Origin of the sequence: Pseudomonas sp. NY15181 (assembly GCF_048068055.1) — a bacterium.
Classification (GTDB): domain Bacteria; phylum Pseudomonadota; class Gammaproteobacteria; order Pseudomonadales; family Pseudomonadaceae; genus Pseudomonas.
Genome location: NZ_JBLUPT010000004.1, coordinates 341099 through 354863 on the forward strand (window position 1 = coordinate 341099; position 13765 = coordinate 354863).

Below are 13765 nucleotides of genomic sequence, written 5' to 3' on the forward strand. Positions count from 1 at the left end.
AACCATGGACAACAGTCCCCAGCAGTTCCTGCGCGTCCCCACCCCGACGCATGAGAGCCTGAGCTTCTGTAACGCCACCGCGCGTGACCTGAAATACTGGCTGGATCACCTGCCCAAGGCCAATCTGGGTGAAACCGCCCGCCAGCTCTACCAGGGCCTGATCGAGCTGAACCAGTTGAAGCTGCCGGTGGAGACGCGCCTGCAACTGCTGGAACTGTTCCGCCCGGAAGTCCAGTTCGTCTGCCAGCATCTGGAGCGCCACTTCCTCAACCAGTCCATCGTCCTCGACGAGCGCCCGCGCAAGGTCGCCAACCTCTGCCAGGCCCTGCAGAACCACCTGGCCATCGGCTACAAGCTGATCGTCGTGCGCGAGGCGCCCCGTGTTTCCCACGAGCGCGCGCAACTCCTGGCGGCCGCCATCCAGCGCGCCATCCGTGCCCTGTGCGGGCCGCTGACCCGCTCCTCGCAGCTGTATTGTCCGGTGCCGGAAGGGCTATGGCTGGAGCTCCACCAGCTGTACCAGCTGGCGCGCCAGCACGGCCTGCAGAAACTCAGCATCCGCGACAGCCTGGCCCGCAACGCCGAGGGCCTGACCATCGAGCAGGCCTACCTGGTGGCGCTGATGCTCGGCTCGGCACGCTGCAACCAGATGCGCCAGCACAACATCGCCCGTCTGGCGGAAGTGCTGGAAGGCTGGAGCTCGCAGATTCGCGTGCAACCGGCCGATGCGCCGTCCACCCTGTTCGTCGTCGCCCCCCAGGTGGATGGCCCGCCGCGCTACCGCACCCTGTTCCAGGAAGGTGAACTGTCGGGTGGGCTGGGCATCGATCCGCAGCCCCTGGTCGACCTGATCAAGGAATACCTCCTGCTGCTCCCGGAGAACCGCAGCCAGGCGCGCCTTAAGGTGCCCGAAGGCGTCTCCGTCGATCTGCTGCAGCACCTCGCCGCCGCCTGGGGCGATATCGCCGAGCGAACCTTCCAGCGTACCGTCGGCCAAGGCCAGCTCATCGTGTGCATCGGCATGAGCGCCCTGCACTACTTCCTCGCCGGCCGCCAGCACTTCACCGATGTGCTCAAGCACCACCAGACCCCGGACTTCAGCGCCAAGGCCAAGACCGAGGTCAAGGACGCCTGGGCCAACGCCTTCGACGCTAGGCAGATCAAGGAATGGCAGCCGGGCATGGCGCTGGAGGAAATCGAGTACACCCCCATCACGCCGGCCGACACTGGCGTCACTGTCATCGAGGCGCCCAGTGAAGAGTACCCGGTCTTCACCCTGCCGATCGTCAACCACAGCCCGGGCGGTTACTGCCTGACCTGGCCGAAGGAGATTCCCAGCCAACTGCAGGCCGGCGAGCTGCTGGGCATCCAGGACGACCCGGACCAGAGCTGGACCATTGCCGTGGTGCGCTGGATTCGCCAGGTCCGCGGCGGCGGCACCCAGATGGGCATCGAGCTGATCGCGCCGCTCGCCCAGCCGTGCGGCCTGCAACTACTGCGCAAGACCGAGCAGGGCAGCCAGTACTTGCGCGCCCTGTTGCTGCCGGAAATCTCCGCGATCTCGCGGCCGGCCACCGTGATCACCCCGCGCCTGCCCTTCCAGGAGGGCAACAAGGTGCAGATCAACCTGCAGGGCGAGGAGCGTCGTGCCACCCTCACCCGCAAGGTCACCGCGACCGGCAGCTTCACCCAGTTCGAATACCGGGCGCACGACGCCATCAGCGCACCGAACGATAAGCCGGTCACAGCGCCAGGCCCCCGCGGGGAGGAAGACTTTGACTCACTCTGGAAGTCGCTGTAGATTCCGGCGAACCCCATTCATCGCCCATTTGCTGCCGTCCAGTGCGGTATAAGCAGCCTCCCCCATGGCCAATGAAAAGAAGACTGTCCGCCTGCTGATCCTGGAAGACTCCCAGAACGAAGCCGAGCGCCTGGTCAGCCTGTTCCGCAATGCCGGCCGCGCTACCCGCGTCCACCGCATCACGTCCAGCGAAGACCTCCTGGAAATCCTCCCCCAGGGCTGGGATCTGCTGATCGCCGCGCCGGACAGCAGCGCCATGGCGCCCAGCGAGGCCCTGAACAGCATTCGCCGCCAGGCCAAGGACATCCCCTTCATCCAGCTGATCGCCGGCAACGACTCCGATGCGGTGACCGAGGCCCTCGCCCTGGGAGCCCAGGACGCCTTGCCGCAAGGCGAGGACGAGCGCCTGATCCTGGTCGCCAAGCGCGAACTGGCCAACCTCGAGGAACGCCGCGCCCGGCGTGCCGCCGAAGTCGCCCTGCGGGAAACGGAAAAGCGCTGCCAGCTGCTGCTGGACAGCTCGGTGGACGCCATCACCTACGTCCACGACGGCATGCACATCTATGCCAACCGCGCCTACGTCGACCTGTTCGGCTACGACGATGCGGAAGAACTGGAAGGCATGCCGATGATCGACCTGATCGCCAGTAGCGACCAGGCGACCTTCAAGGATTTCCTCAAGGGATACCAGACCACCGAGGACAACGCCGACCTGGCCTGCAGCGGCATCAGGGTGGACGGCCATGCCTTCGGTGCGCGCATGACCTTCTCGCCAGCCACCTACGACGGCGAGCCGTGCATCCAGGTGGTGATCCGCGCCGAGAGCGACAACACCCAGCTCGAAGAGAAACTGCGCGAGGTCAGCAGCCAGGACCTGGTCACCGGCCTGTACAACCGCGGCCACTTCCTCGACCTGATGGACAGCGCCGTGGAGCGCGCGGTAACCGCCAGCCAGCCGGCCACCTTCGCCTACATGCTGCTTGACCGTGCCCAGACACTGCAGCTCAACCTTGGCGTCGCCAGCATCGACCTGCTGCTCGCCGACCTCGGCAACCTGCTGCGTGCCCACTTCCCCCAGGAAGCCCAACTGGCCCGCTTCAGCGACGACGTGTTCGCCGTGCTGCTGCCGGGGCACGCCCCGGATCAGACCAAGCCGCTGTTCGCCAGCCTGCTGAAGAAGATCGAAGGCCACCTGTTCGACATCCATGGCCGCACGGCCCAGGTCACCTTGTCCATCGGCGTCGCCGGGCTGGACGAGAAGACCACCCGTACGCAGGACGTCATCGAGCGCGCCCACCGCAGCGCCGACGAGATCGCGCAAAGCGAAGGCAACGGCCTGAAGCTCTACGACCCGGCCGATGAACTGGCCGCCGCCGCCAACCGCGGCGACACCCTGGCGATCATCCGCCAGGCCCTGGAGCAGAACAGCTTCCGCCTGCTGTTCCAGCCAATCATCAGCCTGCGCGGCGATACCCACGAACACTACGAAGTGCTGCTGCGCCTGCTCAATCCGCAGGGCGAGGAAGTACCGCCAGCGGACTTCCTCGCCGCCGCCAAGTCGGGCGGCCTGGCCGAGAAGATCGATCGCTGGGTCCTGCTCAACTCGATCAAGCTGCTGTCCGAACACCGCGCCAAGGGCCACGACACCAAGCTGTTCGTACACCTCTCCAGCTCCAGCCTGCAGGATGCCGAGCTGCTGCCCTGGCTGAACGTGGCGCTGAAGGCCTCGCGCCTGCCCGCCGACGCCCTGATCATCCAGATCAGCGAAACGGACGCGATCAGCTACCTCAAGCAGGCGAAAGTACTCAGCCAGGGGCTCGCCGAGCTGCACTGCCAGATCGCCCTGTGTCAGTTCGGCTGCGCGCTCAACCCGTTCAATACGCTCAAGCACATGAACGTCGACTTCGTGAAGGTCGATGGCTCCTACGTGCAGGAGCTGGGCAAGGCGGAGAATCAGGAGAACCTCAAGACCCTGATGGCCAGCCTGCACGCCCAGGCCAAGCTGACCATAGTGCCGATGGTGGAAAGCGCCAGCGCCCTGGCCACGCTCTGGCAGGCCGGCGCCAACTACATCCAGGGCCACTACCTGCAAGGCCCGAGTCAGGCGATGGACTACGACTTCACCTCGGACGAGTGATTCAGCCGATACGAAAAAGCCGCCCAATGGGCGGCTTTTTCATGCCTTGCGTAAACAGCCGGATCGATCAGCGGCCGTCGGCCCCTTCGCGATCACGGAAACCGAGCAGGTAGAGGATGCCGTCCAGCCCGAGGGTGGAAATCGCCTGCTTGGCCGACTGCTTGACCAGCGGCTTGGCGCGGAAGGCCACGCCCAGGCCGGCCAGGCCGAGCATCGGCAGGTCGTTGGCGCCGTCGCCCACGGCAATCGTCTGTTCAAGCTGCAGACCTTCCTTCGTCGCCAGCTCACGCAGCAGGTCGGCCTTGCGCTGGGCGTCGACGATCGGCTCGATGGCCACGCCGGTCAGCTGGCCGTCGACGATCTGCAGTTCGTTGGCGAACACATAGTCGATGCCCAGCTTTGCCTGCAGTTGCTTGGCGAAGTAGGTGAAGCCACCGGAGAGGATCGCAGTCTTGTAACCCAGGCGCTTGAGCTCGGCGAACAGCGTTTCGGCGCCCTCGGTCAGGCGCAGCGAGGCACCGATCTCCTCCAGCACATCCTCGGACAGCCCCTTGAGCAGCGCCAGGCGCTCCTTGAAGCTGGCGCGGAAGTCCAGTTCACCGCGCATGGCGCGTTCGGTGATCTCGGAAACCTTGTCGCCCACGCCGGCCGCCTTGGCCAGCTCGTCGATAACCTCGGCCTCGATCAGCGTGGAGTCCATGTCGAACACCGCCAGGCGGCGGTTGCGACGGAACACCGAGTCCTGCTGGAAGGCGATGTCGACGTTCAGCTCCTGGGCCACGCTGAGGAATTCCGCGCGCAGCGCCGCCGGGTCGGCCGGCTCGCCGCGCACCGAGAACTCGACGCAACCCTTGCCCTGGTCCGCCGGCATATCCAGCGCCATGCGCCCGGACAGGCGATCGATCTGGTCGATGTTCAGGCCGTACTTGGCGGTAATCGAGCTGACCCGCTGCAGCTGCTCGGCGGTTACCCGGCGGGTGAGCAGCGTCACGATGTGGCGCGGCTTGCCCTGGCCACCGACCCACTGCCGGTAGTCGTCTTCCGAAACCGGCGTGAAACGCACCTGCTGGTCGAGCTTGTAGGCCGTGAACAGCACGTCCTTGAGCACCGAGGACGCCCGCTCGGTGTCCGGAATCTCAACCAGGATGCCGAACGACAGGGTGTCGTGGATCACCGCCTGGCCGATGTCGAGGATGTTCACCCCACCCTGGGCCAGCACGCCGGTGACGGCTGCGGTGAGACCGGGGCGATCTTCCCCGGTGATATTGATCAGGACGATTTCGCGCAAGGCGCTGTCTCCGCCGTGTAAAAAAGGCCGACATTCTACCTGCTTTCCGCCGCGCCCGCCCGGTTGGCGGGCAGCGCCGCCGATCGGATTGGCAGGCACTCCCCCCGCCCATCCCGGCCTCGGTCGTATCGACAAGGCCTGCGGCGCTTTGCCCCTCCGGAGGGGCTCGTTATACTGGCCCGTATCTGCCTCTACTGAAGACCGAGCCCGCTGTGACCCGGCCCACCTCCGTCAAGCCCGACAATTTCTTCCTGCTGCTCTTCCACGCCCTGCGCCAGCGCCGTGTGCCGATCGCCCTGCGAATCGCCATCCACACGCTGCTGCTGGTGGCCGCCGCCCTGGTGATCTACGCCTGGGTCATGGGCATGCAGTTCAAGCAGGCCATGCAGCAGCAGGCCGACGCCCTGGGCCAGAGCCTGACCACCCAGACGGCGCAGTCCGCCACCGAGCTGCTGGTGTCCAATGACATCCTCAGCCTCAACGTGCTGCTCAACAACCTGACGAAGAACCCGCTGGTCGCCCACGCGGCGATCTACAGCGTGGACAACCGCATCCTCGCCGAGTCCGGCACCCGGCCCAAGCAGGGCCTGCTGGGTGATGCCGAGGGCCTGTACTCCACGCCCATCACCTTCCAGGAAGTGATCGCCGGCCACCTGCGCATCAGCCTCGACATGCACCAGTTCGAGCAACCGATGACCGTCAGCCTCCAGAGCATGGGGCTGATCAGCCTGATCTTGCTGCTGCTCACGCTGACCTTCGGCCTGCGCCTGGGCCGGCAGATTTCCACACCCTTGTTACAGCTTCGCGTCTGGTTGCGCGATCCGGATGACCCCGCCCCGGGCGCCGGCCTGCAGAACGAGATCGGCGACCTGGCCCGCCAGCTGCAAGCGCGCCTGGTGCCGGAGAAACCGCCGGCGCCCGAACCGGTGGTCAGCGCGCCCGCGCCGCGCGCGAAAGCCCCGGCGAAGGCCGCCGCCAAGGAGCCGGTGCTGGAAGCTGTCGGCGCCAGCGACGAGCACGAATTCGACGAGAACATCTTCTCCGAGGATGAACTCCCTGCCCCGAAGGCTCGCCGCGCCACCGAATCCGCAGACGACGAAGACTTCCCCGAGGAAGAACTGGACGCACTGGCGGAAGACGAGACCGAGGTCGACACCGAAGTCGAGGAAGAGCCCGAAGCCGAGCCGGAACCGCTGTCCAGTGGCACCAGCGCCGTACTCGCCGTTCAGCTCGGCGCTCAGGAACAGCTGCGCCGCCTGCCGCGTGCACGCCTGGTCGACCTGCTGGAGCGCTACCGCGATTGCCTGGAGCAGGCCGCGCGCCTGTACAAGGGCACGCTGTACACCCTCAACGACGGCGGCAGCCTGATCCTCTTCCACAGCCGCGACCAGGACGAGGAATTCCTCACCAACGCGCTTTGCTGCGGCGAGCTGATGCGTGCCCTGGGCCATGCCCTGCAGATCGAGGTGGCCGACAGCGGCATCACCCTGCAACTGCAACTGGGCCTGGTCCTGGGCGAGGACGTCGCCGACCTCGAACAGGCCGAATTGCTGCAGGAATCGGCGGCGCAGAACGCCCTCGCCCTCAGCCAGCACAGTCGCAACCTGCTGCTGGTGGAGAAATCCATTGGCGATGACGAGAAAGTCCGCGAACGCGCACGCATCCGCCCCATCGCCAGCCCGGAAAACGCCTGCTGCGTGGAATGGCTGAAGGAACCCTACCCCTCGATGCTGGAGCGCCAGCTCTCGCGCATGCGCGCCCTGCGCACCAACTGATACCGGGGCCGCCAGGCCCCGCATGGAACGGACTCCATGACCACCCTGATCACCCATCCCCTGCCCGTACTGGCCGTGGGTCTTGCGCTCGGCTCGCGGGTGATCCCGCCCCGCCTGCTACTGGCCGGCATGCTCGCCGCCTGCCTGCCCGACCTCGACGTTGTCGCCTTCAAACTGGGAATCGCCTACCAGGATGCCCTGGGGCATCGCGGCTTCAGCCATTCGCTGCTGTTCGCCGCCCTGGTCGGTGCGCTCGGCGCCGTTGGTTGTCGCCTGTTCGGCTGCGGCCCGCTGAAAGCCTGCCTGTGGATCGGCCTGGCAACCGCCTCGCACAGCGTGCTCGACGCCATGACCGATGGCGGACTGGGGGTTGCCTGGTTCTGGCCCTGGAGCGATCAGCGCTACTTCCTTCCGCTGCACCCCATTGAGGTGTCGCCCATCGGCCTGTCGCGCTTCCTCAGCCCGCGCGGTGCGCAGGTGCTGCTGTCAGAGGCGCGCTGGGTCTGGATACCCTGCCTGACCGTTGCCCTTGGCGGCATCGCGCTGCGCCGCCTGCTGCACGTGCGCGGCTGACTCGAACTGCGCCCTGACCTGCTGCAGTAGCGAAGGACCGTCCTCGGCGCCTTCCGGCAGCTGCGCGGTGAAACCCTGGAAGGTGGCGAAACGCGCGCGGAAGTCGAGGTCGATGCGGAAGCGGTTGTCCCAGCCCGCCGATGGCGCCGGCAGTAGTTGATCGCAACCTTTCAGGGTCTGCTCCGAAGGACAGTCCTTGAAGGTCTGTGGATAGAATTGTCGCTTCCACAACACCCAGGGCGACAGCGACAGGGCATCGATACGGTTGCGCCGCAGGTCCAGCTCCAGCAACTGCAGCAACCCGTTGCCGCCCAGGTACTCGTCCTGATAGTCCACCATCACCATGTCCACGCTGTGGCCCTGGTCGTTGAGCATCCGCGCATGGGCTGAGCCTTCGACATGCCCGCTGACGGTCAGGAAGATCTGGTCGTTGCGGCGGATCAGTTGCTCCCAGAGCAGGGGACCGCTGTCGCTGCCCTCGCGGGACAGCTGCGGCGGCTCGCCGGCCTTGCGGTACAGGATGTTGTGCGACGCCAGGATCACCGGAATGTGCGGATGCGCGTCGATGACCTGCTGCGCCCAGGCCAGCGTCGCCTTCGACGGACGCCAGTCCAGCGCCAGCAGGAGGAAGGACTGGCCGTACTTGCGGAACAGGTGGTACTGGCTCAGGCCCAGTGGGTCGCTGCCGCCATAGGTGCTCTGCCAGGCCGCGCGCTGCGGGCCGAAGTGGTCCTTGAAGCGGTCGCGGAACGAGCGCTCGTCATCGGGCGTGACGGCGCCATGGATATCCCGGTCGCCGCTCATGATGCTGTAGGGTACGCCGCCCTCCTCCAACACCCGCATCGCGCCACTGGCGATCTGCCATTGGCTCAGGGTGCCGGCGTTCTGCACCACATCGCCCAGGTGCACCACCATCGGCACCTGCAACGCCTCGGCATTCTTCGCCAGCCACGAGGTCTGGGCGAAGAAGGCCAGCGCCGGCTCGTAGGGCAGCCCCTGGAAGCGCTCGTTGCTGCGGAACAGGCGCAGCTCGCGGTGGTTGTTCTCGGCGTAGAACTGCGTATCCGGCAGCAAAGGCAGAATGAAGCTCCCCGGAGGCGCGGTCAGCTGCAACGGCGGTATCGGATGCTGGCGGAAGAAAGCCTGATCGTGGGCGACATGCTCGTAGCTGTCGGAGCCCTGGCAGCCGCACAGCAGCACGCTGAGCCCGAGGGCGGAGAGCAGCGACCTCATCGCGCGACACCGAACAGGCTGGCGTCACTCACACGCAGCAGGCAGAAGGGGTTGTCGTCGAAGCGACCACGGAGCAGAGGCTCTCCCAAGGCCGGATAATCAGCCCTCAGTCGGTCGGCACTCTGCTCGTCCAGCATCAGGTAGTACGGCCCCGGCAGCGCGGCGAGCTGCTCCGGACTGTCGGCGAAGAGCGGCTGCGTGTCGCGATCGAGGTTGACCATGAACTTGATCGCCTGGGCATCGCGTCCGATGTCATACAGCACCAGCGGCGCCGGCTCCCCGAGCACCGCGGCATCCACCGCCAGAGAAAACGCTCGACTGTCGTACAGCTGCCGTTGTGCCGGCTCGATCACCAGCAGGTAACTGCCCCACAACGCCAGCACCGCGCTGAGCGCCAGCAACTCGGCGCGCCGCTCGCGGCGGAGCAGTCGGGACAGCGCGAACAGCTGCAGGACAACCAGCCCGCCCGCGCACAGCCAGAGGTGTCCGCCAACCGGCTGCAGCGCTTGCGGGAAGCGTTGCCAGCCCAGCCAGAGGCCCAGCAGCATGAGCATCGGCAGCACAAGCCAAAGCCCCTGGATCAGGCCCCGCAGCAACACGGCCAGGCGCCGATCGTTCACCTGGAACGGGTAGCTCGCGACAATGGCCACCAGCGGCGCCATCGCCACGACGTAGCGCGCCTTCTTCGCCTGCGGCAGCGACAGACCGACCATCACCACCAGCGCCGCCAGGGCGCAACCGATGACCAACCGCGCCGCCGGATCGCCCCGGCGGCGCCAGAGCAGCGCCAGCGCTGGCACCGCCAGCGGGAATGCCAGGGCGTAGTTGCCCAGCGAACTGTGGAAATAATACAGCGCGTCGCTGGCACCGGCGCTGCCGTCCAGGCGGCCAGTGACCTGCATGTGCAGGACATCCTGTGCGAACGCTTCGCCACCAATGCCGCGCGCAACGGACAGCAGCAGGCCCGTGCACGCCACCAGGAGCAGCAGCGCGCACAGGGAGAAGGCCAGCAGGCGCCGCCAGTGGCGGTCCAACAGCAACTGACTGCAGACCATGCCGGCCGGCACCACCAGCCCCAACGGACCGCGCAGAGCGAATCCAACCAGCAACGGCGGCAGCAGGCGCGCCATCAGGCCGGCGCTGGAGTAGCGCTCGGCACGCACCGCGAAGAAGAAGGCCAGCATCCCCACCGCCGCCACCTGCAGATCGAGCGATACCGCCCGGCTTTCACTGAGAAAGGTCAGGGTGAGCAGCAGCATCGACACGCTGAGGACGGCCCAGCGCCGGGAAAGCGGAGCCACCAGACGATAGGTCAGGCCGACGATGAGGGCGGCCGCCAAGGCAGTCGGCAGCCAGGCGGTGAAGAGGGTGACGCGCCCCTGCGGCAGCGACAGCAGGTAGATCAGAAAGGTCGAAGTCGCCGGGTAATCCGGATAGGGTTCGCCATAGGTGGTCGGGAACACACTGGGGCCGTGGCGCAGCATTTCCTTGGCGAAAAGCACGAACCGCGAGTCGAAGCCCACCACCGAGGCGCCATGCGCACCCAGCAGAAACAGCACGAGCGCCGCCAGGGCGACGCACAACGCCTGCCGGGTCAAGGCGGCAGCCGCCTGACCGGAATGAGAAAGTGGAAATGACGACGACAAGCCGAGCCCCTGGCAGGCGCGCTGCGGAAGGGTTTCCGCGCGATCGAAACCTGCAAACGGCGCCTTTGATACCACTTGGGGCGTCAAGAAGATGTCAAGCTGGGCGGGGCGTGCCGGGAAGCCGGCCGCAATGTGAAACGGCCCGAAAAACAAGGTTTTCCGGGCCGTTTCAAGTCAGAAGCGGTAGACCTCGACGTCGGTGCGGATCGGCACCACCAGCGGGATCTTCGGCCCCTCCTCCTTGGGCTTGGCCTTCTCGGTATTGGCGACCGCCGGCTTCTTTACCGGCGCGGCCTGCTGCTCGGCTATCGCCGCCGCCACCGGACGCACGTCCTTGGCCAACTGGACCGACAGCTTGCGCAGCAGGTCGCCCTGGGCCCGGACCTGGTCCTGGATACTGCCCGAATGCGCCTCTTCCTCATGGAACACGCGGCTGTCGCGCAGCTCACCCTTCTGGTCGAGCAGGCGCCAGCGCGCCTCCAGCACCGCCGGCTCCTTGGGGCCGGAATCCAGGCGGCTGATGGTCAGCATGACCTGCACCTGCGGGGTGAAGCCGGGCTTCTCCGGGAACAGGGCAAGGCGGGTGCTGTCGAGCTGGCTCGACAGCAGGCGCAGCAATTGCTGGCTGACGTTGGTTTCCAGATTGCCCGCCCAACGGGCTTCGGTGGACAGACTGAGAATACCGTCGGCCTGACGCTGGACCATGGTCTCACGTTTCAGATAGTCGGCCAGGGAAACCGGGCCGAGGAGCACAGCGACACCATTTTCGCGGGTCGGAACCGACGTGGCACCTGCATCCAGTTGATACAGCTGGGTCGGTCGATTCACTGTGCAGCCCGCCAGCCCGAGAAGGCTGACGAGGGAAAGACATGCCAGGACGCGCAGAGCGCTCATCGTGAATCACCGTCATTCGCCGAAAATCGGCGCTACTTCCAACATTTCAAATAACTTCAGGGCAACGCGCCAAGGCGTCGACTGCCAAAAGGGCCTATCATCCCTCAATCGACGCCTCAGCTCCAGCGGCAGAATGTTTCGAGCTGCGTTTCAATCCTGAGACAGCGATTCTACCAGCAGACTGTCCACTCGCTGGAAACCGCGTGGCAATTTATTGCCTCGACGGCCCCTTTCGCCCTTGTAGTGCTCCAGGTCGTCACCCTTGAGGGAGAGCGTCCGCTTGCCCGCCTGCAGCACCAGCGTCGCGCCCGTCGGAAGAACCGCCAGGTCGGTGAGGTACTCCTCGCGACTGGCCACGCGGTCGCCCGGCACGCTGATGATCTTGTTGCCCTTGCCCTTGGCCAGCTGCGGCAGGTCGGAGACCTTGAACAGCAACAGGCGGCCTTCGGTGGTGACGGCGGCGAGCCAGTCCTGCTCGACGTCCGCGACCGGTCGCGGCGCCATGACCTGCGCGCCATTGGGCAGGCTGAGCAGGGCCTTGCCGGCCTTGTTCTTGGCCTGCATGTCCTCGCCCTTGACCACGAAGCCGTAGCCAGCGTCGGAAGCCAACACGTACAGCGCACTGTCCTCGGGCAGCAGCACGCGGTCGAAGGTGGCGCCCGGCGGCGGGGTCAGGCGGCCGGTCAGCGGCTCACCCTGGCCACGGGCCGACGGCAGGCTGTGGGCGGCCAGCGAATAGCTGCGCCCCGTGGAGTCGATGAACACTGCATACTGGTTCGAACGGCCCGGCGCGGACACCTTGAAGCCGTCGCCAGCCTTGTAGGACAGGCCGGTGGCATCGATGTCGTGACCCTTGGCGCAACGCACCCAGCCCTTCTCGGACAGCACCACGGTCACCGGCTCGGTCGGCATCAGCTCGGTTTCCGACAGGGCGCGGGCTTCGGCGCGGGCGACAATGGGCGAACGGCGGTCGTCGCCATAGGTTTCGGCGTCGGCGATCAGCTCATCGCGCACCAGTTTGCGCAGCTTGGCGTTGGAACCCAGGATGGCCAGCAACTTGGCGCGCTCCTTGGCCAGCTCGTCCTGCTCGCCGCGGATCTTCATCTCTTCCAGGCGCGCCAGCTGACGCAGGCGGGTGTCGAGGATGTAGTCGGCCTGCAGTTCCGAGAGCTCGAAGCGCTGCATCAGGACCGGCTTGGGCTGGTCCTCGGTGCGGATGATGTGGATGACTTCGTCGAGGTTGAGGAAGGCGACCAGCAAGCCTTCCAACAGGTGCAGGCGCTTCTCGACCTTGTCCAGGCGGAACTGCAGGCGGCGGCGCACGGTGTCGGTGCGGTAGGTCAGCCACTCGCTGAGGACCTGGCGCAGGTCCTTGACCTGGGGTTTGCCGTCCAGGCCGATGACGTTCATGTTCACCCGGTACGAGCTTTCCAGGTCGGTGGTGGCGAACAGGTGGGTCATCAGTTCTTCGGCGTCCACGCGATTGGAACGCGGGATGATGACGATGCGTGTCGGGTTCTCGTGGTCCGACTCGTCGCGCAGGTCGGCCACCATCGGCAGCTTCTTGGCCTGCATCTGGCCGGCAATCTGCTCCAGCACCTTGGCCCCGGAGACCTGGTGCGGCAGCGCGGTGACCACGATGTCGCCGTCCTCGACGCGGTACACGGCGCGCATGCGCACCGAGCCGCGGCCGGTTTCGTAGATCTTCTGCAGGTCGGCGCGCGGGGTGATGATTTCCGCCTCGGTGGGGAAATCCGGGCCCGGCACGAAATCGATCAGGTCGGCGACGGTGGAGCCCGGGTTATCCAGCAGGTGCACACAGGCGGCAGCCACTTCGCGCAGGTTGTGCGGCGGAATGTCGGTGGCCATGCCCACGGCGATACCGGTGGTGCCGTTGAGCAGCAGGTTGGGCAGGCGTGCCGGCAGCACGGCCGGTTCGTCCAGGGTACCGTCGAAGTTCGGCACCCAGTCCGCGGTGCCCTGGCCCAGCTCGGACAGCAGGGTCTCGGCATAGCGCGACAGGCGTGCCTCGGTGTAACGCATAGCGGCGAAGGATTTGGGATCGTCCGGCGCACCCCAGTTGCCCTGGCCGTCCACCAGCGGGTAGCGGTAGGAGAAGGGCTGGGCCATCAGCACCATGGCTTCGTAGCAGGCCGAGTCGCCGTGCGGGTGGTACTTACCCAGCACGTCGCCGACGGTACGCGCCGACTTCTTGTGCTTGGCGTCCGCGTCCAGGCCCAGCTCGCTCATGGCATAGACGATGCGCCGCTGTACGGGCTTGAGGCCGTCGCCGATGTGCGGCAGGGCGCGATCCATGATCACGTACATGGAATAGTTCAGGTAAGCCTGTTCGGTGAAGTCGGCCAGTGACCGGCGCTCCACGCCCTCCAGACTCAGATCGAGGGTTTCGCTCATGCG

Annotated in this window: 9 protein-coding genes; 4 read left to right on the forward strand and 5 right to left on the reverse strand. The window is 66.3% G+C overall.

Annotated elements, in window-relative coordinates:
• Positions 1-4: 4 nt before the first annotated feature.
• Positions 5-1801, forward strand: a complete 1797-nt coding sequence (locus ACNFBT_RS13325; protein ID WP_416749997.1) for a molecular chaperone — start codon at positions 5-7, stop codon at positions 1799-1801.
• 64 nt (positions 1802-1865) lie between these two features.
• Positions 1866-3938 (forward strand): EAL domain-containing protein, encoded by a 2073-nt coding sequence (locus tag ACNFBT_RS13330; RefSeq protein ID WP_416749999.1) that lies wholly within the window; start codon positions 1866-1868, stop codon positions 3936-3938.
• A gap of 67 nt (positions 3939-4005) precedes the next feature.
• Here the strand turns inward: ACNFBT_RS13330 and serB are convergent, their stop codons facing one another.
• Positions 4006-5226, reverse strand: coding sequence for a phosphoserine phosphatase SerB (serB, locus tag ACNFBT_RS13335; RefSeq protein ID WP_416750001.1), 1221 nt, complete (start codon positions 5224-5226; stop codon positions 4006-4008).
• Positions 5227-5438: 212 nt separating this feature from the next.
• On the opposite strand from serB, the gene ACNFBT_RS13340 reads away from it, so the two are divergent.
• Positions 5439-7001, forward strand: coding sequence for an AhpA/YtjB family protein (locus ACNFBT_RS13340; RefSeq protein WP_416750003.1), 1563 nt, complete (start codon positions 5439-5441; stop codon positions 6999-7001).
• 36 nt (positions 7002-7037) lie between these two features.
• The gene (locus tag ACNFBT_RS13345; protein WP_416750004.1) at positions 7038-7574 is read left to right on the forward strand and encodes a metal-dependent hydrolase; all 537 of its coding nucleotides are present in this window, start codon (positions 7038-7040) and stop codon (positions 7572-7574) included.
• Here the strand turns inward: ACNFBT_RS13345 and ACNFBT_RS13350 are convergent.
• The 4 genes from ACNFBT_RS13350 to parC form a co-directional block, all read right to left on the reverse strand.
• On the reverse strand, positions 7488-8807 hold the full coding sequence (locus ACNFBT_RS13350) for a calcineurin (protein WP_416750006.1): 1320 nt from the start codon (positions 8805-8807) through the stop codon (positions 7488-7490). The genes ACNFBT_RS13345 and ACNFBT_RS13350 overlap by 87 nt on opposite strands.
• Entirely contained in the window at positions 8804-10366 is a 1563-nt protein-coding gene (locus tag ACNFBT_RS13355) for an ArnT family glycosyltransferase (RefSeq protein ID WP_416750008.1), read from the reverse strand. Before ACNFBT_RS13355 ends, ACNFBT_RS13350 begins: the two co-directional genes overlap by 4 nt.
• A 261-nt stretch (positions 10367-10627) precedes the next feature.
• The gene (locus ACNFBT_RS13360; protein WP_416750010.1) at positions 10628-11347 is read right to left on the reverse strand and encodes a PqiC family protein; all 720 of its coding nucleotides are present in this window, start codon (positions 11345-11347) and stop codon (positions 10628-10630) included.
• Positions 11348-11497: 150 nt separating this feature from the next.
• Positions 11498-13762 carry a DNA topoisomerase IV subunit A gene (gene parC / locus ACNFBT_RS13365; protein WP_416750012.1) on the reverse strand — a complete coding sequence of 755 codons (2265 nt, stop codon included), beginning with the start codon at positions 13760-13762 and terminating at the stop codon, positions 11498-11500.
• Positions 13763-13765 lie beyond the last annotated feature (3 nt).

Bases quoted from the DNA above. Each gene is read 5' to 3' on its own strand.
- ACNFBT_RS13350 (WP_416750006.1), bottom strand. From the start codon at position 8,807: ATGAGGTCGCTGCTCTCCGCCCTCGGGCTCAGCGTGCTGCTGTGCGGC.
- ACNFBT_RS13325 (WP_416749997.1), top strand. From the start codon at position 5: ATGGACAACAGTCCCCAGCAGTTCCTGCGCGTCCCCACCCCGACGCAT.
- ACNFBT_RS13330 (WP_416749999.1), top strand. From the start codon at position 1,866: ATGGCCAATGAAAAGAAGACTGTCCGCCTGCTGATCCTGGAAGACTCC.
- parC (WP_416750012.1), bottom strand. From the start codon at position 13,762: ATGAGCGAAACCCTCGATCTGAGTCTGGAGGGCGTGGAGCGCCGGTCA.
- ACNFBT_RS13360 (WP_416750010.1), bottom strand. From the start codon at position 11,347: ATGAGCGCTCTGCGCGTCCTGGCATGTCTTTCCCTCGTCAGCCTTCTC.
- ACNFBT_RS13345 (WP_416750004.1), top strand. From the start codon at position 7,038: ATGACCACCCTGATCACCCATCCCCTGCCCGTACTGGCCGTGGGTCTT.